Annotated in this window: 22 protein-coding genes and 1 pseudogene; 12 read left to right on the top strand and 11 right to left on the bottom strand. The window is 76.3% G+C overall.

The window, feature by feature from the left end:
- From ACRYM2_RS18020 to ACRYM2_RS18045, 6 genes and pseudogenes are all read right to left on the bottom strand, one after another.
- Positions 1–392 (bottom strand): annotated as a pseudogene (locus tag ACRYM2_RS18020) (hypothetical protein); the annotation flags it as partial.
- Complete coding sequence (locus ACRYM2_RS18025) at positions 389–1,402, bottom strand: acetylxylan esterase (RefSeq protein ID WP_432523810.1); 1,014 nt, start codon at positions 1,400–1,402, stop codon at positions 389–391. The pseudogene ACRYM2_RS18020 and the gene ACRYM2_RS18025, both read right to left, overlap by 4 nt.
- A gap of 47 nt (positions 1,403–1,449) precedes the next feature.
- Positions 1,450–2,178 (bottom strand): DUF1206 domain-containing protein, encoded by a 729-nt coding sequence (locus ACRYM2_RS18030; protein ID WP_432523811.1) that lies wholly within the window; start codon positions 2,176–2,178, stop codon positions 1,450–1,452.
- A gap of 92 nt (positions 2,179–2,270) precedes the next feature.
- Entirely contained in the window at positions 2,271–4,502 is a 2,232-nt protein-coding gene (locus tag ACRYM2_RS18035) for a heavy metal translocating P-type ATPase (protein WP_432523830.1), read from the bottom strand.
- A gap of 106 nt (positions 4,503–4,608) precedes the next feature.
- Positions 4,609–4,851, bottom strand: a complete 243-nt coding sequence (locus tag ACRYM2_RS18040) for a heavy-metal-associated domain-containing protein (RefSeq protein WP_432523812.1) — start codon at positions 4,849–4,851, stop codon at positions 4,609–4,611.
- Positions 4,851–5,141 carry a metal-sensitive transcriptional regulator gene (locus tag ACRYM2_RS18045; RefSeq protein ID WP_432523813.1) on the bottom strand — a complete coding sequence of 97 codons (291 nt, stop codon included), beginning with the start codon at positions 5,139–5,141 and terminating at the stop codon, positions 4,851–4,853. Before ACRYM2_RS18045 ends, ACRYM2_RS18040 begins: the two co-directional genes overlap by 1 nt.
- A 90-nt stretch (positions 5,142–5,231) precedes the next feature.
- Between ACRYM2_RS18045 and hemW the strand changes: the two genes are divergently transcribed.
- Positions 5,232–6,443: a radical SAM family heme chaperone HemW gene (gene hemW, locus ACRYM2_RS18050; protein WP_432523814.1), complete on the top strand. Its 1,212-nt coding sequence runs from the start codon at positions 5,232–5,234 to the stop codon at positions 6,441–6,443.
- Between the two features lie 31 nt (positions 6,444–6,474).
- Positions 6,475–7,515 carry an LLM class F420-dependent oxidoreductase gene (locus ACRYM2_RS18055; RefSeq protein WP_432523815.1) on the top strand — a complete coding sequence of 347 codons (1,041 nt, stop codon included), beginning with the start codon at positions 6,475–6,477 and terminating at the stop codon, positions 7,513–7,515.
- Positions 7,516–7,591: 76 nt separating this feature from the next.
- Here the strand turns inward: ACRYM2_RS18055 and ACRYM2_RS18060 are convergent, their stop codons facing one another.
- On the bottom strand, positions 7,592–8,134 hold the full coding sequence (locus ACRYM2_RS18060) for a DUF4870 domain-containing protein (protein WP_432523816.1): 543 nt from the start codon (positions 8,132–8,134) through the stop codon (positions 7,592–7,594).
- 73 nt (positions 8,135–8,207) lie between these two features.
- The gene (locus tag ACRYM2_RS18065; protein ID WP_432523817.1) at positions 8,208–9,080 is read right to left on the bottom strand and encodes a DUF3097 domain-containing protein; all 873 of its coding nucleotides are present in this window, start codon (positions 9,078–9,080) and stop codon (positions 8,208–8,210) included.
- Positions 9,081–9,189: 109 nt separating this feature from the next.
- Between ACRYM2_RS18065 and hrcA the strand changes: the two genes are divergently transcribed.
- Together hrcA and dnaJ are read left to right on the top strand one after the other, a co-directional pair.
- Positions 9,190–10,233, top strand: a complete 1,044-nt coding sequence (gene hrcA, locus ACRYM2_RS18070) for a heat-inducible transcriptional repressor HrcA (RefSeq protein WP_432523818.1) — start codon at positions 9,190–9,192, stop codon at positions 10,231–10,233.
- Positions 10,234–10,258: 25 nt separating this feature from the next.
- Positions 10,259–11,380, top strand: coding sequence for a molecular chaperone DnaJ (gene dnaJ, locus ACRYM2_RS18075; protein WP_432523819.1), 1,122 nt, complete (start codon positions 10,259–10,261; stop codon positions 11,378–11,380).
- Positions 11,381–11,436: 56 nt separating this feature from the next.
- On the opposite strand, the gene ACRYM2_RS18080 is transcribed toward dnaJ, so the two are convergent.
- The 3 genes from ACRYM2_RS18080 to ACRYM2_RS18090 all read right to left on the bottom strand — a co-directional run bounded on the left by ACRYM2_RS18080 (position 11,437) and on the right by ACRYM2_RS18090 (position 14,219).
- Positions 11,437–12,294: a ferritin-like domain-containing protein gene (locus ACRYM2_RS18080; RefSeq protein ID WP_432523820.1), complete on the bottom strand. Its 858-nt coding sequence runs from the start codon at positions 12,292–12,294 to the stop codon at positions 11,437–11,439.
- Between the two features lie 141 nt (positions 12,295–12,435).
- Positions 12,436–13,671 (bottom strand): Gmad2 immunoglobulin-like domain-containing protein, encoded by a 1,236-nt coding sequence (locus tag ACRYM2_RS18085; RefSeq protein WP_432523821.1) that lies wholly within the window; start codon positions 13,669–13,671, stop codon positions 12,436–12,438.
- A complete protein-coding gene (locus tag ACRYM2_RS18090) occupies positions 13,668–14,219 on the bottom strand; it encodes an RNA polymerase sigma factor (RefSeq protein ID WP_432523822.1) in 552 nt (183 codons plus the stop codon). Before ACRYM2_RS18090 ends, ACRYM2_RS18085 begins: the two co-directional genes overlap by 4 nt.
- A gap of 156 nt (positions 14,220–14,375) precedes the next feature.
- Here ACRYM2_RS18090 and ACRYM2_RS18095 point away from each other — a divergent pair, with 156 nt between their 5' ends.
- The 8 genes from ACRYM2_RS18095 to ACRYM2_RS18130 all read left to right on the top strand — a co-directional run bounded on the left by ACRYM2_RS18095 (position 14,376) and on the right by ACRYM2_RS18130 (position 23,086).
- On the top strand, positions 14,376–14,741 hold the full coding sequence (locus ACRYM2_RS18095) for an HIT domain-containing protein (protein WP_432523823.1): 366 nt from the start codon (positions 14,376–14,378) through the stop codon (positions 14,739–14,741).
- A gap of 22 nt (positions 14,742–14,763) precedes the next feature.
- Positions 14,764–16,548, top strand: a complete 1,785-nt coding sequence (locus ACRYM2_RS18100; RefSeq protein ID WP_432523824.1) for an N-acetylglutaminylglutamine amidotransferase — start codon at positions 14,764–14,766, stop codon at positions 16,546–16,548.
- Between the two features lie 82 nt (positions 16,549–16,630).
- A complete protein-coding gene (gene ngg, locus ACRYM2_RS18105; RefSeq protein ID WP_432523831.1) occupies positions 16,631–18,361 on the top strand; it encodes an N-acetylglutaminylglutamine synthetase in 1,731 nt (576 codons plus the stop codon).
- Positions 18,362–18,414: 53 nt separating this feature from the next.
- A complete protein-coding gene (locus ACRYM2_RS18110) occupies positions 18,415–19,875 on the top strand; it encodes a M1 family metallopeptidase (RefSeq protein WP_432523825.1) in 1,461 nt (486 codons plus the stop codon).
- Positions 19,868–20,611, top strand: coding sequence for a DNA-formamidopyrimidine glycosylase family protein (locus ACRYM2_RS18115; protein ID WP_432523826.1), 744 nt, complete (start codon positions 19,868–19,870; stop codon positions 20,609–20,611). The genes ACRYM2_RS18110 and ACRYM2_RS18115 overlap by 8 nt, the downstream gene beginning before the upstream one ends.
- A 101-nt stretch (positions 20,612–20,712) precedes the next feature.
- A complete protein-coding gene (locus tag ACRYM2_RS18120) occupies positions 20,713–21,591 on the top strand; it encodes a helix-turn-helix domain-containing protein (RefSeq protein WP_432523827.1) in 879 nt (292 codons plus the stop codon).
- A 76-nt stretch (positions 21,592–21,667) separates the two neighbouring features.
- Positions 21,668–21,925: a hypothetical protein gene (locus ACRYM2_RS18125; RefSeq protein WP_432523828.1), complete on the top strand. Its 258-nt coding sequence runs from the start codon at positions 21,668–21,670 to the stop codon at positions 21,923–21,925.
- Between the two features lie 90 nt (positions 21,926–22,015).
- Positions 22,016–23,086 (top strand): NAD(P)-dependent alcohol dehydrogenase, encoded by a 1,071-nt coding sequence (locus ACRYM2_RS18130; RefSeq protein WP_432523829.1) that lies wholly within the window; start codon positions 22,016–22,018, stop codon positions 23,084–23,086.
- Positions 23,087–23,119 lie beyond the last annotated feature (33 nt).

Genomic DNA, 23,119 nt, shown 5'->3' on the forward strand with positions numbered 1-23,119 from the left:
CCTGCGTGTGGGTGGGGGTGTGGGTGGGGGCGCTCGCGCGCTGCTGCGGGTCCGTCAGGGGCCGCGGGCGGGGCGGGGGGGGGGCGCGGCCCCCCCCCCCCCACGGCGGCGTCGCCGGCGCGGGCCTCCACGTGCGGCAGCTGCGCGGTGCGCTCCCAGCGCACCCCGCGGGCGCGGCGGACGATCTTGCGGATGCGCTGGGAGCGCCAGGTGCGCACGGCCTCGTGCAGCTCGCCGTCCGGGTCGGTGGTGCGCGGGTCGGCCAGCAGCAGCACGACGGCGCGCGCGGCGGCGACGAGCACGTCGGTGTGCGCGGGGGCGGGCTCGCGCTCGGCGCGCACGACCAGCGACAGCGACCAGGGCTCGGTCTCCTCCGGCGGTTCCCAGCTCACCGCGCGAGGACCTCGTCGAGGAAGCGCAGCTGGCGCTGGACCTGGTGGGCGCCGCCGCCGGCGTGGTCGGCGAACTCCCAGACGGCGATCTCCGCGCGCGGGCGCTCGGCGGCGCGCTCGCCGTAGCGGTTGAAGGCGGCGAACACCGTCGACGGCGGGCAGACCGGGTCCATGAGCGCGACGCTGAACAGCGCGGGCACCTGCGCGCGGGCGGCGAAGTTCGCGCCGTCGACGTAGCTCATCGTGGTGAACGTCTGCTCGACGGCCTCGGGGGAGTGCCGGCGCAGGTAGTCCACGACCTCGGGGTAGGGGCCGTCGGAGGCGGTGTCGACCCCGCGGCGCACGTGGCACAGGAACGGCACGTCGACCAGGGCCGCGGCCACCGGCGCGGTGAGGCCGCTGCCGGACATCCCGGCCGCGGCGAGGGTGAACGCGCCGCCCTGGCTGCCGCCCGCGACGACGACGCGGGAGGGGTCGACCTCGACCCCGAGGGCGGGCAGCGCGTGGGCGACCTCGACGGCGCGGGCGCAGTCTGCGTAGGCGCGCCGGTAGTAGTAGGTGGACGGGTCCTGCACGCCCTTGGTCATGAACCCGCGCACCCACTGCCCGCCGGTGGCCGGGGCCTCGGGGTCGGGGGTGTCGGTGCCCTGGCCGCGGGTGTCGACGAGCAGGTGGGCGTACCCGGCGGCCGCCCACCGGGTGTGGTCCACCGGCAGCCCGCGCCCGCGCGAGTAGCCGAGGAACTCCACGACCACCGGCAGCGGGCCGGGCAGGGCGCGCGGGCGCACCAGCCAGGCGGCGATCGGGTGCCCGTCCCAGCCGGCGAAGCGCACGTCGTGCACCTGCAGGGCGGGCAGCGCGGGGCCCGGGGCCTCGCGCAGCTGCACCGACAGCTCGTGCCGGCGGGTCAGCTCCAGGCTCCGCGCCCAGAAGGCGTCGAAGTCGGCGGGTTCGGCGACCTCGCCGCGGTAGCCGCGCAGGTCCTCCAGGGGCAGGTCGGTCAGGGCCACGCGGGCACGCTACCGACGCCCCGCCGGGCCGCTCGGCCAGGGGCGGTTCAGGCGCGGCGACGGCGGCGCGCGGTGAGCAGCTCGAAGACGCCGTAGGCGGCCAGGCCGAGCGCGACGAGCAGCAGCAGCACGGTGCCGTAGGGCTGGGAGGCGATCTCCCGGAAGGCGGCGTCCAGCCCGCGCGACTTGGCGGTGTCCCCGCGCGAGGAGGCGATGACGAGGACGCCGATGACGCCGAAGGCGGTGCCGCGGGCGACCCAGCCGGCCACCCCGAGCGCGGTCAGCGCCGGGGACAGGGAGCCCTCCACCTTGTCCTCGAAGCTGCGCTTGAACCCGCGCACGACCGTGGCGACGCCGACGCCGAGGACCACCAGGCCGACGAGGACGACGAGCACCGGCCCGCCGGGCGCCTCCAGCAGCCGCTGGGTGAGGGTCTGCTGCTGCTGGCCGCTGGAGGAGCCCCCGCCGAGCAGGAAGCGCAGGCAGGAGACCGCCAGCACGAGGGCGACGACGGCCTTGGCGACGGCGCTGGTCCGGCGGGAGGTCTTGTCGGCCGTGACCGCCGCGAGCACCTGCCAGGCCGTCATGGCCAGGAAGCCCAGCGCCAGCAGCCCCAGCAGCACCGGGCCCAGCGGGGAGTCCGCGACCCGGGCGAGGGCACCGCTGGAGTCCGCCGACCCGCCGCCGGATCCGAGGGCCACCTGCGCGGCCAGCCAGGCCACGAGCAGGTAGACGACGCCCTCGGCGGCCACGCCGGCGCGCCCGAACAGCTTCACCCCCCGCTCGTGCCGGGAGGCGAACGCCTCTCCCCGCCTCGCCTGGGACCGGGCCTCGGACCGCACGCCGTCGCTGGACATGCCGACAGGGTTCAGCCGGCGCGGAAGCGCCGCAACCGCAGGCTGTTGGTGACCACGAACACCGAGGAGAACGCCATCGCCGCGGAGGCCACGACGGGGCTGAGCAGCCCGGCCGCGGCCACCGGCAGGGCCGCCACGTTGTAGGCGAACGCCCAGAACAGGTTGCCCCGGATCGTGGCCAGCGTGCGGCGCGAGAGCCGCACGGCGTCCACCGCGGCGGCCAGGTCGGCGCGCACCAGGGTCAGGTCGCTCGCCTCGATGGCGACGTCGGTGCCGCTGCCCATCGCGATGCCGAGGTCGGCCTGGGCGAGGGCGGCGGCGTCGTTGACGCCGTCGCCGACGACCGCCACGACCCGGCCGGCCTCCTGCAGGCGCCGCACGGCCGCGACCTTGTCCTCCGGGCGCACCCCGGCGGTGACGTCGTCGACGCCGACGGCCGCGCCGACCGCGCGGGCCGTGCGCTCGTTGTCGCCGGTGAGCAGCACCGGGTGCAGGCCCAGCTCGCGGAAGGCGGCGACCGCCCGCGCGCTCGTGGGGCGCACGGTGTCGGCGACGGCCAGCACGCCCAGCGCGCGCCCGTCCGCCCTCACCAGCAGCGTCGTGCGCCCGGCCGCCTCGGCGGCCTCCAGCGCCGCGCGCAGCGGCGCGGGCAGGGCGGCGGGTGCGCCGGACCCGAGCCCGGTCCCGGCCCAGTCCGGGCGGCCGGCGGCCACCCGCACGCCCTCGACGGTGCCGGTGATCCCGGCGCCCGGGGTGGCCACGACGTCGGTGGCGGCCGGCAGCGCGCCCAGGCGCTCGCGCGCGGCCGCGGCGACGGCGCGGCCGACGGGGTGCTCGGAGGCGTCCTCGAGCGCCCCGGCCAGCCGCAGCAGCTCCCGGTCGCTGGTGCCCTCGGCCGGCACGACGTCGGCCAGGCCCATCCGCCCGGTGGTCACGGTGCCGGTCTTGTCGAGCACGACCGTGTCGACCCGCCGGGTGGACTCCAGCACCTCGGGGCCCTTGACGAGGATGCCCAGCTGCGCGCCGCGGCCGGTGCCGACCAGCAGGGCGGTCGGGGTCGCCAGGCCCAGGGCGCACGGGCAGGCGATGACGAGGACGGCGACCGCGGTGGTCAGCGCCTGGGAGGGCTCCGCCCCGGCGGCCAGCCAGCCGACGAGGGTGGCCAGCGCCCCCACCAGCACGAGCGGCACGAAGACCGCCGAGACCCGGTCGGCCACGCGCTGGGCGGCGGCCTTGCCCGACTGCGCCTGCTCCACCAGGCGGCCGATGCGGGCCAGCTGGGTGTCGGCGCCGACGCGGGTGGCGCGCACCAGCAGGCGCCCGCCCGCGTTGACGCTGCCGCCGACGACGGCGTCGCCCTCGCCGACCTCCACGGGCACGCCCTCGCCGGTGACGACGCTCGCGTCGACGGCGGAGGCGCCCTCGAGCACGGTGCCGTCGGTGGCGATGGTCTCCCCGGGGCGGACCACGAAGCGCTCGCCGACCCGCAGCTCGGCCACCGGGACCCGCTGCTCGCGGCCCTCGCGCAGCACCCCGACGTCCTTGGCGCCCAGGTCCAGCAGGGCGCGCAGCGCGGCGCCGGAGCGGCGCCGGGCGCGGGCCTCCATCCAGCGGCCGGCCAGCACCAGGACGGTGACGACGGCGGCGACCTCCAGGTACAGCTCGTCGCCGCCGGAGCCCAGCAGGGACAGCTCCATGTGCATGCCGGGCATCCCGGCGTCGCCGAGGAAGAGGGAGGCCAGCGAGGTGGCGAACGCCGCCAGCACGCCCAGGCTGACGAGCGTGTCCATCGTCGCCGCGCCGTGGCGCAGGTTCGTCCAGGCGGCGCGGTGGAACGGCCAGGCGCCCCAGGTGGCCACGGGTGCGGCCAGGGTCAGCGAGAGCCACTGCCAGTTCGTGAACTGCAGGGCCGGGACCATGGCGAGCAGGAGCACGGGCAGGCCGAGCGCGGCGCTCAGCAGCACCCGCTGCCGCAGGGCGGCGGCGTGCGGGTCCCCCTGCGCGTCCTCGCCGCCGGCGCTGTCGCCGGTGCGGTCGCCGGCCGGGGCGGGCGGGGCGGGCAGGGTGGCGGTGTAGCCGGTGGCCTCCACGACGCCGATGGCGTCGGCCACGAGGGCGTCGCGGTCGCCGCCGGCGGGCAGCAGGACGCGGGCCTTCTCGGTGGCGTAGTTGACGCTCGCCTCGACGCCCGGCATCCGGTTGAGCTTCTTCTCCACGCGCATCGCGCAGGAGGCGCAGGTCATCCCGCCGATGAGCAGCTCGACGGGCTCGCGCGCAGGGGCGCTGGCGGACCGGTCCACGGCGGGACCTCCTGTCGGTGCGTTGACTGTCGGTGTGCGGGGGAGCGGGTCAGTCGGCGAGCTCGTAGCCGGCCTCGTCGACGGCCGCGGCGAGCGCGGCGCGCTCCAGGGGGGCCTCGGCGGTGACCGTGACGGTCGAGGTGCCGCCGGCCACGAGGGCGACGTCCACGCCCGTGACGCCCGGCAGCGCGGACACCTCCCGGGTGACCGCGGCCACGCAGTGCGCGCACGTCATGCCCTCGACCCGGACCCGCTGCTCCACCGTCGCCACCCGCTCCTCGTGCTGCTCCATCAGGACCTCACCAACCGCGCGATCGCCGCGCTCGCTTCCTTGACCTTCTCGTCCGCGACGGCCCCGCCCTCGGCGACCGCGTGCGCGACGCAGTGCCCGAGGTGGTCCTCGAGCAGGGACAGCGCGACGGCCTGCAGGGCCTTCGTGGCCGCCGACACCTGCGTGAGGACGTCGATGCAGTACGCGTCCTCCTCCACCATGCGCTGCAGACCGCGCACCTGCCCCTCCACGCGGCGCAGCCGCTTGAGGACCTCGTCCTTCTCACCGGCGTAGCCGACGGGCGTCTCCATGCCTCCCTGTGTACCCCCCGGGGGTGTCGAATGCAACCCCTACCCCCTACGGGTACCGAACAAGTCCCCGCGCGGGGGACACTGGAGCACGTGCCCAGCACCCTGCCCGACGGCGACCCGGCCCCCGCCGACGGCGCCCTGCCCGCCGCCGCGCTCGCCGGCGCCCAGGAGCGCAGCTTCGGGGTCTACCTGCACGTGCCGTTCTGCGCGGTGCGCTGCGGCTACTGCGACTTCAACACCTACACCGCCACCGAGCTGGGCGGCGGCGGCTCCCAGGCCGCCTACGCCGCGACGGCCGCCGCCGAGGTCCGCCTCGCCGCCCGCGTCCTGGCCGCCGCCCCGCGCCCGGCCTCCACGGTCTTCTTCGGCGGCGGCACCCCCACGCTGCTGCCCGTCGCCGACCTCGCCGCGATGCTCGCCGCCGTGCGCGCGGAGATCGGGCTGGCCCCCGGCGCCGAGGTCACCACCGAGGCCAACCCCGACTCGGTGACCCCGCAGGGCCTGCAGCAGCTGGCCGAGGCCGGCTTCACCCGGGTCTCCTTCGGGATGCAGTCGGCGGTGCCGCACGTGCTCGCCGTCCTGGAGCGCACCCACGACCCCGCCCGCGTGCCGCACGCGGTGCGCTGGGCCCGCGAGGCCGGCCTGGACGTCAGCCTGGACCTCATCTACGGCACCCCCGGGGAGTCCGTGGACGACCTGCGCCGCAGCCTGGAGGCCGCCCTGGCCTGCGAGCCCGACCACGTCTCCGCGTACGCGCTCATCGTCGAGGAGGGCACCCGGCTGGCCGGGCAGGTCCGCCGCGGCGAGGTCCCCGCCCCCCTCGACGACGACGAGGCCGACAAGTACGAGGTCGTCGACGACGTCCTGAGCGCCGCCGGCCACTCCTGGTACGAGGTGAGCAACTGGGCCCGCGGCCCCGAGCACGCCTGCCGGCACAACCTCGCCTACTGGCGCGGCGGCGACTGGTGGGGGATCGGCCCGGGCGCGCACAGCCACGTCGGCGGCGTGCGCTGGTGGAACGTCAAGCACCCCAGCGCCTACGCCGGGCGCCTCGGCGCCGGCGCCAGCCCGGCCCACGCCCGCGAGGTGCTCGGCGAGGACGACCGCCGCCTGGAGGACGTCCTGCTGCGCTCGCGGCTGGCCGAGGGGTTCGACCCCGCCTGGTGGGGCGTGCGCCCCGCGGCCGCCCAGCTGCTGCTCGACGGGCTGCTGGAGCCCGCGCCCGCCGGGCGGGTCGCGCTGACCCGCCGCGGCCGGCTGCTCGCCGACGCCGTCGTGCACCGCCTGCTCGCGGACGCCTGACCGCGCGGGGGTGCGCCGCTAGGGTCGCCGGATGCGCTTGGCACTGGGGCTGGGGTACCTGACGGGTGGTGCGGTCGCCGACGCCGCCCGCGACGCGCTGGCGCTGGTGCGGGCCGCCGAGGACGCCGGCTGCGACAGCGCCTGGGTGGCCGAGGCCTACGGCACGGACGCCGTCAGCGTGCTGGGCTGGCTGGCCGGGCGGACCACGCGCATCGGGCTCGGCTCGGCCGTCCTGCAGGTGCCCGCCCGCACGCCGGCGATGACCGCGATGAGCGCCGCCACCCTCGACGGCCTCTCCGGCGGGCGCTTCCGGCTGGGCCTGGGCATCTCCGGCCCCCAGGTCTCCGAGGGCTGGTACGGGCAGCCGTTCGCCCGGCCGCTGCAGCGCACCCGCGAGCACGTCGAGGTGGTGCGCCGCCTGCTGGCCCGCGAGCCCTCCAGCTACGCCGGCGAGCACGTGCGGCTGCCGCTGCCGGACGGGCCCGGCGTGCCGCTGCGCCTCATGCAGCCGCAGCCGCGCGAGGACCTGCCGATCTACCTGGCCGCGGTCGGCCCGCGCAACGTCGAGCTCGCCGGCGAGGTCGCCGACGGCTGGCTGCCGGTGTTCCTGGCGCCCGACGACTGCGCGGACTCCTTCGCCCGGCTGCGGGCCGGGCGCGAGCGCAGCACCCGCACCGGCGGCTTCGACGTCTGCGCCTCGGTGCCGCTGCTGCTGACCGACGCCGTCGGCGAGGAGCGCACCGCGGCGGAGGCGCCGCTGCGCGCGCACGTGGCCCTGTACGTGGGCGGGATGGGCTCGCGGGAGCAGAACTTCTACGCCGACCTCGGCCGCCGGCTCGGCTTCCCCGACGCCGTCGACCAGGTGCAGGAGCTGTACCTGGCGGGCCGCCGGCGCGAGGCCGCGGCGGCGGTCCCGCGCGACTTCCTGGAGGCGACGTGCCTGGTGGGGTCGGTGGCGGCCGTGCGCCGGCGCCTGGACGACTACGCCGCGGCGGGCGTCACGACGGTGGCCGTCGCGCCGCTCGCCGCCGACGTCGCGGCGAAGGCGGCCGCGCTGCGGGCGATCGCCTGACCCGGTCCGCCCGGTCCGCCCGGTCCGCCCGCCCGGCGCGCGCGGTGCGCCGGGCGGGCGGCCGGTCGGCGGAGGGTCAGCGGACCAGCCGGAAGACCAGCGGGTAGCGGTACTCGCGGCCCTGGTTGGCGGCGACGGCGGCCAGCACGCAGAACACCAGCGCGACGACGTAGGGGACGATCAGCAGGCCGAAGAGCACCGAGCCGATGCCCAGCGTCAGGACCGTGAGGATCGTGAAGAGGACCGCCAGCACGACCTCGTAGACCATCAGCGAGATCGTCATGTTCAGCGCCTCCGCGGCGTGCGCGCGCACGAAGCGGCCGCGGTCCTTGAAGACCAGGAACACGACGAGCGGGCCGAGGAAGGACAGCGTCACCAGGGACGCCGCGATCGCCGACAGGTGCGCGAGCATCCCCCACATCCGCTCGTCCGAGGGCGACAGCGGCCGCGGGCCGTAGGTGTCGGCCCGGCCCTGCCCCGGGTACGGCGGGTAGCCCTGCCCCGCCGGGGGCGGGTAGCCCTGCGGGGCGCGGCCCTGCTGCGGGTCCGGCGGCGGGTGCGCCCCGGGCGGCGGTGCCTTGGTGAAGTCCGGGCGGGGGGACTGCTGCGATTCGCTCACGCACCGATCCTCGCGCGGACCGCCCCCGCTGTCGTCCTCCGTACGGTGGCGCCGCGTCCGCCGCAGGGTGCGCTCAGCGGTCGGCCGCGTCCGCCGTGACGAAGTCCACCAGCTCCTCCACCCGGCCGAGCAGCGCCGGCTCCAGGTCCGCGTAGCTGCGCACGGTGCCGAGGATGCGCTTCCACCCGTGGGCGACGTCGGTCTGCGTGGCGTGCGGCCAGCCCAGCTCGGCGAGGACGCCGTGCTTCCAGGAGGTGCCGCGCGGGATCGTCGGCCACTGCGTCCAGCCCAGGCGCTGCGGGCGCACGGCCTGCCAGACGTCGACGAACGGGTGGCCCACGACGAGCACGTGCGGGCTCTTCGCCACCGCGGCGACGATGCGCGACTCCTTGCTGCCGGGCACGAGGTGGTCCACGAGCACGCCGATGCGCCGGCCCGGACCGGGGGCGAAGGAGCGCACCGCGGCGTCGAGGTCGTCCACGCCCTCCAGCAGCTCGACGACGACGCCCTCCACGCGCAGGTCGTCGCCCCACACCTTCTCGACCAGCTCGGCGTCGTGGCGGCCCTCGACGAGGATGCGCGAGGCGCGCGCGGTGCGCGCGGGGGCGCCCGCCACGGCCACCGACCCGCTGGCGGTGCGCGCGGGGCGCACCGGTGCCGCCGCCTTCGGCGCCACCAGGCGCACCGGCTGCCCGTCCACCCAGAAGCCCGGCCCCAGCGGGAAGGTGCGGGTGCGGCCGCGGGCGTCCTCGAGGACGACGACGTGCACCCCGCCGCTCTTCTCCACCCGCACGACGGCGCCGACCCAGCCGGTCTCGACGTCCTCCACGACGAGCCCGGCCACCGCCGGCTCGTCGCGGTGCACCTTCTTCGGGTGCGTGCGCGCGTGCGGGTCGGCGGAGAGCACGTCGCGGCCGTAGCGGTCGTGGTGGGCGGGAGCGGTCACCCCGGCACGCTAGCGACGTGCGCGCGGGGGGCGGGGGAGGCGCGAGCGGGTGCACCTGACCTAGACTTGGCACTCAGCTGTGTCGAGTGCCAGAGCGGAGGGGGCGGGGATGAGCGACGACCGCAGGCTCGCGGTGCTGCGCGCGATCGTCGAGGACTACGTGTCCAGCCACGAGCCGGTGGGCTCCAAGACGCTGGTCGAGCGCCACCAGCTGGGCGTGTCCCCGGCCACGATCCGCAACGACATGGCGGCCCTGGAGGACGAGGGGTACATCACCCAGCCGCACACCAGCGCCGGGCGCATCCCCACCGACAAGGGCTACCGGCTCTTCGTCGACCGCCTCGCCGGCGTCAAGCCCATGTCGGCCGCCGAGAAGCGGGCCATCCAGACCTTCCTCGACGGCGCCACCGACGTCGACGACGTCGTCGACCGCACCGTGCGCCTGCTGGCCCAGATCACCCGCCAGGCCGCCGTCGTGCAGTACCCCTCGCTCTCGCGCGCGGCCGTGCGCCACGTCGAGCTCGTCCCCGTCGGCGGCCGCAGCGCGCTCGTCGTGCTCATCACCGACTCCGGCCGCGTCGAGCAGCGCGTCGTCGACGTCCGCTCGGCCGTCGACGCGGAGTCGCTGGCCACCGCCCTGGCCGCGCTGCGCACCCGGGTCAACGCCGCCGTGGGCGGCAGCCGTCTGGCGCGGGCGCGCGAGGCGCTCACCGACCTCGTCCAGCAGACCCCGCCGGCCGACCTCGCGGTCGCCGCGGAGGTCGCCGCCGCCCTGGGCGACTGCCTGACCGCGAGCCTGGAGGAGCGCGTCGTCATCGCCGGCACCGCGAACCTCGTCAAGTCCGGCGCCGACCTCGCCGCCTCCCTGGGCAGCGTCCTGGAGGCGCTGGAGGAGCACGTCGTGCTGCTGCGCCTGGTGCAGGAGATGACCGAGGACGCCGGCGACCGCGGCGCGCTGAGCGTGCGCATCGGCGCGGAGAACCTGCACCTCGGGCTCGCGGAGACCTCCGTGGTCACCAGCGGCTACGGCACCGGCCCCGACCAGGTCCTGGCCCGCCTCGGCGTGCTGGGGCCCACCCGCATGGACTACCCGACGACCATGGCCGCGGTGCGGGCCGTGGCCCGCTACGTCTCCCGCATCCTCGCCCAGTGACCACCGACAGGAGAACCCCGACCTCGTGAGCGACTACTACGACGTCCTCGGCGTCTCCCGGGACGCCTCCGCGGAGGACATCAAGCGCGCCTACCGCAAGCTGGCGCGCAAGCTCCACCCGGACGTCACCGACGACCCCGAGGCGGGGGACAGGTTCAAGGAGGTCTCCCAGGCCTACGAGACGCTGTCCAACCCCGACAAGCGCGCCGCCTACGACCGCGGCGGCTCCGTGCCCGGCGCCGCCGGCGGCTTCGGGGCCGGGTTCGGCTTCTCCGACATCATGGACGCCTTCTTCGGCCAGGGCGGCGCCGGTCGCGGCGCCGGCCCGGCCAGCCGCACCCAGCGCGGCCAGGACGCGCTGATCCGCGTCGACGTCGACCTCGCCGAGGCCGCCTTCGGCGGTGAGCGCTCCATCCAGGTCGACACCGCGGTCCTGTGCCCCACCTGCAAGGGCACCTGCTGCCAGCCGGGCACCAGCCCGGAGACCTGCGACATCTGCCACGGGCAGGGCTCGGTGCAGCGCGTGGTGCGCTCGCTGCTGGGACAGGTCATGACGACCGCGCCGTGCCCCACCTGCCACGGCTTCGGCACCGTCCTGCCCTCGCCGTGCCTAGAGTGCAGCGGCGAGGGCCGCGTGCGCGCCCGCCGGCCGCTGACGATCCGCATCCCCGCCGGCGTCGACACCGGCACGCGCATCCAGCTCGCCTCCCAGGGCGAGGTGGGCCCGGCCGGCGGCCCGCCCGGCGACCTCTACGTCGAGATCCACGAGCGCCCGCACCCGGTCTTCCACCGCAGCGGCGACGACCTGCTGTGCACGCTGCAGGTGCCGATGACCGCCGCCGCCCTCGGCGCGACCATCCCGCTGGAGACCCTCGACGGCGAGGTGGACGTCGACGTGCGCCCCGGCGCGCAGGCCGGCGAGACCGTGACGCTCAAGCAGCGCGGCGCCGAGCACCTGCGCGCGCAGGGCCGCGGCGACCTGCTCGTCACCCTCGAGGTCACCACCCCGCGCGACCTCGACGACGAGCAGGAGGAGCTGCTGCGGCGCCTGGCCGAGCTGCGCGGCGAGGTCCGCCCCGCGGGCAAGCTGTCCCCGGCCCACCAGGGCGTCTTCTCCAAGCTGCGCGACCGCTTCTCCGGCCGCTGACGCACGAGAGCCCGACCGCCTCCCGGGGCGGTCGGGCTCGTCGGCCGTGCGGGCGCTCAGTGCCCGGTGGCCCCGTGCGAGGCGCGCTGCTCGGTCTCGGCGATGCGCTCCTGCAGCGCGTCGTCGTTGAACTCCTCGGCCGACGCCGCACCCGCGGCCCCGCCCGCGCTCCCGCCGCCCGTCGTGCCGACGGCGTCGCGCACGTCGACGTAGCCCGGCTCGCTCGTCGCGGAGGTCGTCGCGGAGGTGGTCGTGGAGGTCGTGGCCGGGGTGGTCCGCAGCGACTCCTCGGCCGCCTCGCGCGCCTCGGAGGCGCCCTTGTGCTCGGCCACCTTCGAGGCCACCGCGGCGGCGGCGCCGACCGCGGCGGCCACCCCGGCGGCCACGCCGGCCTTCGCCCCGAGGCTCGTGCCGCCGGTCTCGACGGCCACGCCGGTGGTGGCGATCCGCGTCGCCAGCTCCTTGACCCTCGCGCCGGCGCTCTGCTCGACGGCCAGGTTGGTCTCCAGCAGGACGGCGACCCGCTCGGCGCCGCGGGCGCGGGCGTGGATGACGAGCGTCTCGTAGACGGCCTGCTCGTGGTGCTCGGTCTCCAGCGCGCCGGCCAGGATCACCGCGTCCACCAGGGAGTCGTCGGTCTTCTTGATCGTCGCGGTGGCCTCGGCGGCCAGCGCCTTGGTCACCGGGCAGGGGGAGTCGTCCACCTTCTCGCCGAGCAGGGCGAAGCACTGCTCGATGAGCTCGATCTGCTGGCGGGTCTCCTCGGCGTGCTCGCGCAGCAGCTGCTTGAGCTCCTCGCGCTGGGCGGCCTTCTGCAGGGCCTCCAGCATGCCCAGCGTGTCCTTCTCCATCGTCAGGGCGGCGCCCAGCTTGTAGCTGAAGATCTGCTCGGGGGTGTTGAGCCGTTCGAACATCGTCCGCTCCCATGCGTCCAGGTCCGGTTCGTGGTCGGCCCCGACCCTGGCACGGGTGGACCCGCGCCGCACCCGCTGCGCGGTGGGGGAGGGTGCGGCGAGGGCCCCCCGAGGGCCCTCGCCGCACCGGCCGGGGGACCGTCAGGAGACGGTGAACTCCTTGGTGTCGGGCACGGGCGCCGCGCCCTCGCCGCCGGACTCGTCCGGTGCGAGCACCGCGACGGTGTACCGCCCCGCGGGCAGCTGGGCGGTGAAGGAGAACTCGCCGAAGGTGCCGTTCGCGCCCGCCTGGACGCCCTCTCGCGCCACCTCGGCGCCGGAGGCGTCGGTGATCGTGTACAGCAGCGTGCCCTCGAAGGCGGTGCCGACGCCGCTGACGGTGACGCCGCCGGCGGCGGGGGCGACCTCCGTGATCCACGCCGGTGCCTGCACGTCCGCCTGCGGGGCGCGCGAGACCGAGGCCGGCAGGGCCCAGCCGAAGGCGAGGCCCTCGGCCTGCCCGTCCACCCGCAGCTGCACCGGCAGCGTCTCGCCCGCGGCGGCGGTGACGGTGTGCACCAGCTGCTGCAGCGCGATGTCGACCTGCCCGACGTCGGCGGAGCCGGCGACCGCGGCCGCCGAGACGTCGGCCACGAGCAGACCGCCCTCGCGGGTCACCGCGGCGGCGGGGTCCGGCTTCCAGGGGCTGGTGTAGTCGGGGTCGGAGGGGGAGCCGGCGAGCATGGCGCGCAGCGCGTTCGTCGGGTCGTCGGGGCCGTCGCCGGCCGGCACGAACTCCCGGAACAGCTTCGCGGGCTCGCCGCCCAGCCAGTACACCGGCACGGTGGACGCCCCCGAGGGCAGCGGGGCCCCGGCGGCCGGGGTGCCGGCCGCCGTGCCCGCCCCGCGCCCGGTGGCGGTGCCCGCGGTGCCGGTCGCCGTGCCGGTGGCACTGCCCGTCGCGCTCGCCGAGGCGGCCGGCGCGCTGGGGGAGGTGCTCGCGGGCGCCGGCGGGCTGGCCGGCGCGGAGGAGGCCGACGGCTCGGGGGAGGTGGTCTGCGAGGACGCGACGGTGGTCACGCTGCCGCCGTCACCGCGCTGGGTGAGGGCGAAGGCGCTCCCGCCCACGACGACGACGGCTGCGGCGCCGGCGACGGCCGCCCAGGCGCGGGTGCGGCGGCGGTTGCTGCGGCTGCTCATGCGGATCTCCTCGAGACGGTCGGCGGGGCGCACCGAGGCCGCGCGGGCGGCCAGGGCGTCGCGCAGCTGCCGGGCGGTGGGGCTCAGGTCGTCGCTGCCCTCGGGATCGGGCAGCGGCCCCGACGGCACCGGGGCGCCGGGGTGCCCGTGGAGGTGCTCGTCGGGGTGGTCGTGGGACTGGTCGTGGGGCTCGCTCACGGCTGCTCCTGCTCGAAGCCTCGGGACACCGCGGCGCGCAGGGCGCTCAGACCGCGGTGCGCGTGCGTCTTGACGGCGCCGCGGCTGATGCCGAGCGCCTCGGCGATGTCCTGCTCGGACATCTCGCCCTGGTAGCGCAGCACGAGCACCTCGCGCTGCCGGGCCGGCAGCGCGTCGAGGGCCCGCAGCACGATGCCGTGCTCGGCGGCGCGCACGGCGTGCTCCTCCGGCCCGTCGGGCGCGGGGTCCGGCAGCGGCCGGCGCCGCTCGGCCACGACGCGGTGCTTGAGGACGTCCCGCGCGCCGTTGACGACGCTGGAGCGCAGGTAGCCCACCGCGCTCGCCCGGTCGGCCAGCCGGTCCCAGCGCCGGTGCAGCGCCACGAAGGCGTCGGCGACGACCTCCTCGGCGCTGGCGGTCTCGCCCATGAGGGAGGCCGCGAGCGCCACCAGGCGCTGCCAGTGCGCCGCGTACAGGGCGCCGACGGCCTCGTCGGCGGACCAGGAGCGGGGGTCGTCCACGCCCGGGTCGCCGGCGCGCTCAGGCACGCGCGGTCGCTCCCTCTGCAGCATCACACCGTGAAGACGACTCGCGCTGGGTCACGGTTGACATCCAAGCGGAGCCGATTTCGAAGATCACCTCCCGACGCGCCGGGCCGTGCGGCCCCGCGTGCGGCGAGCGGGCGCCGGAGTAGCGTGCGGGCCATGAGCGAGGTCCCCCGCGTGCAGCGCGCCCCCGACGACCTCTTCCTGAGGATCGTCGCCGGTGAGGTCCCCGCCACGATCGTGCACTCCGACGAGCTCGTCGTGGCCTTCGAGGACATCGACCCGCAGGCGCCCGTGCACGTGCTGGTGATCCCCCGCGAGCGCCACGAGAGCGTCGCCCAGCTGGCCGAGGCCGCGCCCGCCACGCTGGCCCGCCTGGTGCAGGTGGCCCAGCGGATCGCCGACGAGCGCTGCGGCGGGGAGTACCGGCTGGTCTTCAACACCGGCACCGCGGTGGGCCAGTCGGTCTTCCACGTGCACGGCCACGTCCTGGGCGGCCGGGCCTTCACCTGGCCCCCGGGCTGATCAGGCGGTTGGATGGTGCGGCATGTGCGGCCTCTGCGGTGAGATCAGGTTCGACGGACGGTCTGCGGACGTGTCGGCGGTGCTGCGGATGTCCCAGTCCCTCGCGCGCCGAGGGCCCGACGGCGAAGGGGTCTGGGCGCAGGGCCCGGTGGCCTTCGGGCACCGGCGGCTGTCGGTCATCGACCTGTCCGCGTGCGGCGCCCAGCCCATGCAGGACCCCGAGCTGGGCCTGACGGCCGTCTTCAACGGCTGCGTCTACAACTACCCGCAGCTGCGCGAGGAGCTCATCGGGTACGGCTACCGCTTCGTCGGCACCTCCGACACCGAGGTGATCGTCAAGGGCTACCACCGCTGGGGCGTCGACGTCGTCGACCACCTCGTGGGGATGTTCGCGGTCGTCGTGCACGAGCGCGACAGCGGCCGGACGGTGCTCATGCGCGACCGGCTGGGCGTCAAGCCGCTGTACCTGGCCGAGACGCCGGGCCGGCTGCGCTTCGCCTCCTCGCTGCCGGCGCTGCTGGCCGCCGGCGACGTCGACACGACGATCGACCCGGTGGCGCTGCACCACTACCTCACCTGGCACGCCGTCGTCCCGGCCCCGCGCACCGTCCTGCAGGGCGTGCGCAAGCTGCCGCCGGCGACCGTGCGGGTGGTGGAGGCCGACGGCACCAGCCGCGAGCACCGCTACTGGGCGCCCGACCACGTGCGCCGCGAGGAGTTCGCCGGGTTCTCCGAGCGCGACTGGGAGGACGCCGTCCTGGAGCGGCTGCGCACCTCGGTGCGCCGGCGGCTGGTCTCCGACGTCCCCGTGGGCGTCCTGCTCTCCGGCGGCCTGGACTCCAGCCTCATCACCGGCCTGCTGGCCGAGGAGGGGCAGAGCGGCCTGGCGACCTACTCGATCGGGTTCGAGTCCGTCGGCGGCCGCGAGGGCGACGAGTTCGCCTACTCCGACGTCATCGCCGAGCGGTACGCCACGGACCACCACCGCATCCGCGTCACCGGCGACGAGCTGGTCGGCGCCCTCTCCGACACGGTGGCCGCGATGGCCGAGCCGATGGTCAGCCACGACGTGGTCGCCTTCTACCTGCTCTCCCAGCAGGTCTCGCAGACCATCAAGGTCGTGCAGTCCGGCCAGGGCGCCGACGAGGTGTTCGGCGGCTACCACTGGTACCCGCCGCTGGCCGGGCTGAGCCCGCAGCAGGGCGTGGACGCCTACGCGCGCGCGTTCTTCGACCGCGACCACGCGGGCGTGGCGCAGGTGCTGCAGCCGCAGTGGCTGACGCCCACCGACGTCTCCCGCGAGTTCGTCGCGGAGCACTTCGCCCGCCCCGGCGCGGACACCGCGGTGGACGCGGCGCTGCGCCTGGACACCGAGGTCATGCTCGTCGACGACCCGGTCAAGCGCGTCGACAACACGACGATGGCGTGGGGGCTCGAGGCGCGGGTGCCGTTCCTGGACCACGAGCTGGTCGAGCTGGCGGCCGCGGTCCCGCCGGAGCTGCAGCTGGCCGAGGAGGGCAAGGGCGTGCTGAAGCGGGTGGGGCGCAGGGTGATCCCCCGCGAGGTCATCGACCGGCCCAAGGGCTACTTCCCGGTGCCGGCCATCACCCACCTGGAGGGCAAGGTCCTCGGGCTGGTGCGCGACGCGCTGACCAGCGAGGCCGCCCGCGCGCGCGGTCTGTTCCGGCCCGAGCACGTCGACGCGCTGGTGCGCGACCCGAACGCCGAGCTGACCCCGTTGCGCGGCAACAAGCTGTGGCAGCTGGGGCTGCTGGAGCTGTGGCTGCAGCAGCACGGGATCGACTGAGCAGGAGGACGCCGTGAGCTCGACCGCCCGGCGCCGCGGCCCCGTCGCGGGGCTGCGGGGCCGCACGCCCGCGGTCCCCACCATCTCCGGGCGCAACTGGCAGCGACCGCCGAGCTGGTTCACCGACGAGATGGACAGCGACGTCGTGCTCGACATGGGCTGGGGACGGCTGGTGTTCGGCCAGACGTTCGCCGACCAGCGCGCCGTCGTCGCCGCCCTGCGCGCGGAGGAGACCGGGGAGCGCGACATCGCGATGTACGTGCGCGACCCGCAGGTGCTCGTGGGGCTGGCCCCGCACGAGCTGTTCCTGGACCCCTCGATCACCTACCGGCTGCCGCTGGACCGCTACCGCGCACCGCGCGACCGCAACCCCGACGTGTTCGTGCGGATGGTGCGCGACCGCGCCGAGCTGGACGAGGTGAACCGCATCTACGCCGCGTGCGGGATGGTCGTCTCCGACCCGGACGTCATGTGGGCCAACCACCGCACCCGGACCTTCACCTACCTCGTCGCCGAGGACACCCGCACCCGGCGCATCGTCGGCACCGTCACCGGCGTCGACCACGTCCTCGCGTTCGGCGACCCCGACCAGGGGACGAGCCTGTGGTGCCTGGCCGCCGACCCGCAGGCCGCCCCGCGCGGTGTCGGGGAGGCGCTCGTGCGGGTCCTCGCCGAGCGCTACGTGGCGCGCGGGCGCGCGATCCTCGACCTGTCGGTCATGCACGACAACGCCGGTGCCATCGCCCTGTACCACCGGCTGGGGTTCCGCCCCGCCGCCCCCGTCGTCGTCAAGCGCAAGAACCCCATCAACCAGCGGCTGTTCTCCCCGGCGCCGGAGGGGCTGGCCGCCCTCAACCCCTACGCGCGCATCATCGCCGACGAGGCGCTGCGCCGCGGGGTGCGGGTGGAGGTCACCGACGCCCCCAGCGGGGAGCTGCGGCTGACGCACGCCGGGCGCTCGCTGCTCACCCGCGAGTCGCTGTCGGAGCTGACGAGCGCGGTGGCGATGAGCCGCTGCGACGACAAGCGCGTCACCCGCCGGCTGCTGGCCGCGCGCGGGGTGCGGGTGCCGCAGGCGGTCGAGCTGGCCCCCGACCCGCTGCAGGACGCCGACGGCCTGGCCGCCTGCGAGGAGCTCATCGCCCGCACCGGCCCGGTCGTCGTCAAACCCGCCCGCGGGGAGCAGGGCAAGGGCATCACCGTCGGCGTGGCGGGCCCGGAGGCGCTGCGGCGCGCGGTCGCCGAGGCGAGCGCGCACTGCCCCGACGTGCTCGTCGAGGAGTTCGTCGCCGGTCAGGACCTGCGGATCGTCGTCATCGACCACGAGGTCGTGGCGGCCGCGGTGCGCCGGCCGGCGGCGGTCATCGGGACGGGCACCGACACCGTCCGCGCGCTCGTGCGCAAGCAGAGCCGGCGGCGCGAGGCCGCCACCCGCGGCGAGTCGAGCATCCCGCTGGACGCGACGACGGAGGACGTCGTCGCGGCGGCCGGGTTCTCCCTCGACGACGTGCTGCCGCGCGGGCAGCGGCTGGAGGTGCGCCGCACCGCGAACCTGCACACCGGCGGCACGATCGACGACGTCACCGACGAGCTGCACCCCGCCCTCGTCGAGGCGGCCGTCGCGGCCAGCCGGGCCATCGGGATCCCGGTGACCGGCCTGGACCTGCTGGTGCCCGACGTCGCCGGGCCCGAGCACGTCGTCATCGAGGCCAACGAGCGCCCGGGGCTGGCCAACCACGCGCCGCGGCCCACGGCCGAGCGGTTCCTGGACCTGCTGTTCCCCGAGACGCGCGCCGCGGCCGGGGACCGCTGAACGGCGCTCGCGGAGGGTTCACAGCCGCCGCGCGGCGGGACTAGGGTCCGGCCATGAGGCGCAGGTGGGCGGGCACGGCGGTGGTGGCGGCGCTGGTCGTCGGCCCGGCGACGAGCGCGCAGGCCGCTCCGCCCGGTCCCGGCAACCTCTCGCCCGGCGCGCCGGGCATCGGGGACCGCTACCACCCGCTCGACGGCAACGGCGGCTACGACGTCGAGCGCTACGACCTGGACCTGCGCTACGACCCGGGGAGCGACGAGCTCTCCGGCACCGCGACGATCACCGCCCGCGCCACCCAGGACCTCACGAGCTTCGACCTGGACCTGAAGGGGATGCGCGTCTCGGCGCTCACCGTCGACGGCGCCCCGGCCCGCCACTGGCGGTTCGGCGGCGAGCTCGTCGTGCTCCCGGCCGCGCCGATCGCGGTCGGTGCGGTGTTCACCACCGCGGTCACCTACTCCGGGGTGCCGCGGACGGTGCAGGACCAGCTGGGGACCTCCGGGTTCGTCCACACCGACGACGGGGCGCTCGTCGCGGGCCAGCCGGAGGGCGCGGCCACCTGGTTCCCCGTCAACGACCACCCGCGCGACGCCGCCGCCTACGAGGTGTCCGTGGCCGTCCCCGAGGGGCTGGAGGCCGTCTCCAACGGCTCGTCCGCCGGGCGCAGCTCCGCGGGCGGCTGGACGACGTGGAACTGGTCGGCGCCCGACCCGATGGCCTCCTACCTGCTGACGCTGGCCGTCGGGGAGTTCGACGTCACCACCCGCGAGGTGGACGGGCGCACCTACCTCGACGCGATCGACCCGGACGCCGACCGGCTGCAGCTGGGCGAGGACCCGGCCGCCCCCACCGCGGGGGCCGTCGCCCGCGCGTCCCTGGCCCGCCAGCCGGAGATCGTCGACTTCCTGTCCTCGCAGTTCGGCGAGTACCCGTTCACCGACGTCGGCGGCATCGTCGACGACGACCCCTCGCTCGGGTTCGCCCTGGAGACGCAGACCCGGCCGGTGTACTCGCCGGCCTTCTTCACCGACGCGGTCTCCGGCGACTCCGTGGTCGTCCACGAGCTGGCCCACCAGTGGTTCGGCGACGACGTGCGGCTGGCCTCCTGGCAGCACATCTGGCTCAACGAGGGGTTCGCCACCTACGCCGAGTGGCTGTGGGCCGAGCACGAGGGCCACGCCACGCTCCAGCAGATCGCCGACGCCTACGCCGGCATCCCGGCCGAGGACCCCTTCTGGTCGCTGCGCATCGGCGACCCGGGCCCGGACCACCTCTTCGACGCGCCCGTGTACGTGCGCGGTGCGCTGACCCTGCACGCCCTGCGCCGGCAGGTGGGCGAGTCGGCGTTCTGGGGGATCGTGCGCCGCTGGGCCGCCGAGCGCTCGGGCGAGGCGGTGACCACCCCGGAGTTCACCGCGCTGGCCGAGGAGGTCTCGGGGCAGGACCTGGAGGGGTTCTTCCGCGCCTGGCTCGACACGCCCGCCCGGCCCGGGGCACCCTCGCAGGGTGCCTGAGGCCCACTCCCTGCACCGCCACGCCCGCGACCAGCGCGCGGCGCTGGCGGGGCAGGTGCTGGCGGTGAGCAGCCCGCAGGGCAGGTTCGACCCCGCGCCCTACGACGGGCACCGCCTGCTCGACGTCCAGGCGTACGGCAAGCACCTGCTGCACTCCTTCGAGGGGGCGCCGGACCTGCACGTGCACCTGGGGCTGAAGGGGGTCTTCCTGCGCACCGACGACCTCTCGCTGCCCCCGCTGCGCAGCACCCGGCTGCGGCTGGCGGGGGAGCGGGAGGCGTTCTCCCTCATCGCCCCCTCGGTGTGCGAGCCGCTGCCGGAGCCCGCCCGCGACGCGCTGCTGGCCTCGCTGGGCCCGGACCCGCTGCGGGTGGGCGCCGCCGGCCGCGAGGAGGCCGCGCGGCGGCTGGCCTCGGCGCGCGCCGCCGTCGGGGCCGCGGTGCTGGACCAGTCGGTGTGGGCGGGCATCGGCAACGCCTGGCGCGCGGAGCTGCTCTTCCTGGCCGGCATCGACCCCGCCCGCCGGGTGGACGTCGAGGAGGCGGGCCGGCTGTGGGACCTCGCCGTGCGGCTGCTGCCGCTGGGGGTGGACGCCGGCCAGGTCGTCAGCGACCCGGCCGCCCCCGACGAGCGCTGGGTCTACAAGCGCTCCACGTGCCGCCGCTGCGGGGCGCCGGTGGCCAGCCGCAGCGTCGGCGGGCGCACCGCGTGGACGTGCCCGCGCGAGCAGCGCTAGGCGCACGTCCCCGGCGCGTGCCCGCTCCCCGGCGCGTGCCTGGCACCGGCAGGGTCACCGTGGGGCCCTGCGGGCCCCGGTGGCCGCCGGATACTGGGTGCGTGGGACGTGAGCACGCGGTGCGCGACTTCCTGCGGGTGCGCCGCTCGGCGGTGCACCCGCAGGACGTCGGCCTGCCCCCGGCCCCCGGCCCGCGCCGCGTGGCCGGGCTGCGCCGCGAGGAGGTCGCCTCCCTGGCGGGGGTGAGCGTGGCGTACTACACCCGCCTGGAGCAGGGGCGCGCCCTGAACGTCTCGGAGTCGGTGCTGCGGGCGGTGGCGGCCGCCCTGCGCCTGGACGAGGACGAGCTGGCGCACCTGCGGGACCTCGTCGGCCACGGCCCCCACCCGGGCCCCGGCCGCGCCGAGGTGCCGCGCGTGCGGGCCGGTGTGCACCGGCTGCTGGAGGCCATGGACGGTGTCCCGGCGCTGGTGCTGGGGCCGCGCTCGGAGGTGCTGGCCGCCAACGCGGCGGCCGCCGCGCTGCTGCTGGACCCGCAGGCGCTGCCGGCCCGGGAGCGCAACTGGGTGCGCTGGCTGTGCACCGACGGTGCGGCGCGCGAGCTGTTCCTGGACTGGGAGGACGTGGCCTGCGACGCCGTCGCCGGGCTGCACCGGCACGTGGGCCGCGACGCGTGCGACCCCGCGGTCGCCGCGCTGGTCGGCGAGCTGAGCGTCGTCAGCCCCGACTTCGCCCGCTGGTGGGCCAGCCAGCGGGTGCGCACCCGCGACCACGCCACCCACCGCCTGCAGCACCCCCTCGTGGGCCGCCTCGACCTGGACGTGGAGACCCTGCGCCTGCCCGGGGCCACTGGGCAGGCGCTGCTGACGTGGACGGCCGAGCCCGCGAGCTCCTCCGCCGAGGCGCTGGGGCTGCTGCTCAGCTGGAACGGCCCCGCCCCCCACCGCCCGCTGCCCACCGCGCACCCGGCGCGGGACTGACCACCGGCGACCACCACCGGCACCGGCCGCCGGAACCGACCACCGGAACCCACCTGCACCGCACCCCGGAGGAACCGTGATCACCGAGGACCGCGCCGACCGCTCCTGGCGCCCCGAGCCCGAGCGCTACCGCGACGCGCGGTACCGCCGCGCCGGGCGCAGCGGTCTGCTGCTGCCGCCGGTGCCGCTGGGCCCGTGGCAGGACTCCGGCGCCAGCAGCGTCGCGCAGCTCGACGCCGACCTCGACGCCCTCGACGCCCCCGCCCTGGAGGCGGGCGAGCTGGCCGAGATCGACCGCCACGCCGCACCGTCCGGGGAGTCCCTGCCCGTCTGAGGCGGAACCCCCGAACCCCGGAAACCCCCCGAACCCCGGAACCCCGAGCTCCGGAACCCCCGAACCCCCAGAGAAACCCACGGAGGACACGTGAGCACCACCGTCAGCGCCTACGCCGCCCCCTCGGCGACCGAACCGCTCGCACCCACCACGATCGAGCGCCGCGACGTCGGCGCCAAGGACGTGCGCATCGAGATCAAGTTCGCCGGGATCTGCCACTCCGACATCCACACCGCCCGCGGCGAGTGGGGCCCGGTCGCCTGGCCCATCGTCGTCGGCCACGAGATCGCCGGCGTCGTCGCCGAGGTCGGCTCGGACGTCACGAGGTTCTCCGTCGGCGACCGCGTCGGCGTGGGCTGCATGGTGGACTCCTGCCGCGAGTGCGAGGCCTGCCGCGACGGCGAGGAGCAGTACTGCACCGGCAACGGCGTGGTGGAGGGCATGGTCGGCACCTACGGCGGCACCGACCCCGCCGACGGGCGTCCCACCGCCGGCGGCTACTCCCAGCAGGTCGTCGTCACCGAGGACTTCGTGCTGCGCATCCCCGACGGCCTCGAGCTCGACGTGGCCGCACCGCTGCTGTGCGCGGGCATCACCACCTACTCCCCGCTGAACCACTGGAACGCCGGCCCCGGCACGAAGGTCGCCGTCATCGGCCTCGGGGGCCTGGGCCACATGGCCGTGCAGATCGCCGCCGCCAAGGGCTGCGAGGTCACCGTGCTGTCGCAGTCGCTGAAGAAGCGGGAGGACGGTCTGCGGCTGGGCGCGAGCGCGTACCATGCCACCAGCGACCCGGACACGTTCACGCAGCTGAAGGGTTCCTTCGACCTGGTCATCAACACCGTGTCGGCGAACCTCGACCTCGACGCCTACATGGGTCTGCTGCGCCGCAACGGGACCCTCGTCGAGGTCGGTGCGCCGGAGAACCCCATGTCGGTGCGGGCGTTCTCGCTGATCCCCGCCCGCCGCAGCCTGGCCGGCTCCAACATCGGCGGGATCGCGGAGACCCAGGAGATGCTGGACTTCTGCGCCGAGCACGGCATCGCCGCGGAGGTCGAGGTCATCAGCGCCGACCGGGTCAACGAGGCGTGGGAGCGCGTGGTGGCCTCCGACGTGCGCTACCGCTTCGTCATCGACACCTCCACGCTGCCGGCCGTCTGAGGTTCCCCGCGACCCGGCACCGCGCGCGGTGCC

The sequence above is a fragment of the Kineococcus aridisoli genome, assembly GCF_050871885.1.
GTDB lineage: Bacteria > Actinomycetota > Actinomycetes > Actinomycetales > Kineococcaceae > Kineococcus.

What these genes read in the sequence shown, in the direction of transcription:
- ACRYM2_RS18035 (WP_432523830.1), bottom strand. Translation starts at nt 4,502, where the DNA reads ATGACCTGCGCCTCCTGCGCGATGCGCGTGGAGAAGAAGCTCAACCGG.
- ACRYM2_RS18040 (WP_432523812.1), bottom strand. Translation starts at nt 4,851, where the DNA reads ATGGAGCAGCACGAGGAGCGGGTGGCGACGGTGGAGCAGCGGGTCCGG.
- ACRYM2_RS18045 (WP_432523813.1), bottom strand. Translation starts at nt 5,141, where the DNA reads ATGGAGACGCCCGTCGGCTACGCCGGTGAGAAGGACGAGGTCCTCAAG.
- ACRYM2_RS18055 (WP_432523815.1), top strand. Translation starts at nt 6,475, where the DNA reads ATGCGCTTGGCACTGGGGCTGGGGTACCTGACGGGTGGTGCGGTCGCC.
- hrcA (WP_432523818.1), top strand. Translation starts at nt 9,190, where the DNA reads ATGAGCGACGACCGCAGGCTCGCGGTGCTGCGCGCGATCGTCGAGGAC.
- ACRYM2_RS18080 (WP_432523820.1), bottom strand. Translation starts at nt 12,294, where the DNA reads ATGTTCGAACGGCTCAACACCCCCGAGCAGATCTTCAGCTACAAGCTG.
- ACRYM2_RS18095 (WP_432523823.1), top strand. Translation starts at nt 14,376, where the DNA reads ATGAGCGAGGTCCCCCGCGTGCAGCGCGCCCCCGACGACCTCTTCCTG.
- ACRYM2_RS18100 (WP_432523824.1), top strand. Translation starts at nt 14,764, where the DNA reads ATGTGCGGCCTCTGCGGTGAGATCAGGTTCGACGGACGGTCTGCGGAC.
- ACRYM2_RS18110 (WP_432523825.1), top strand. Translation starts at nt 18,415, where the DNA reads ATGAGGCGCAGGTGGGCGGGCACGGCGGTGGTGGCGGCGCTGGTCGTC.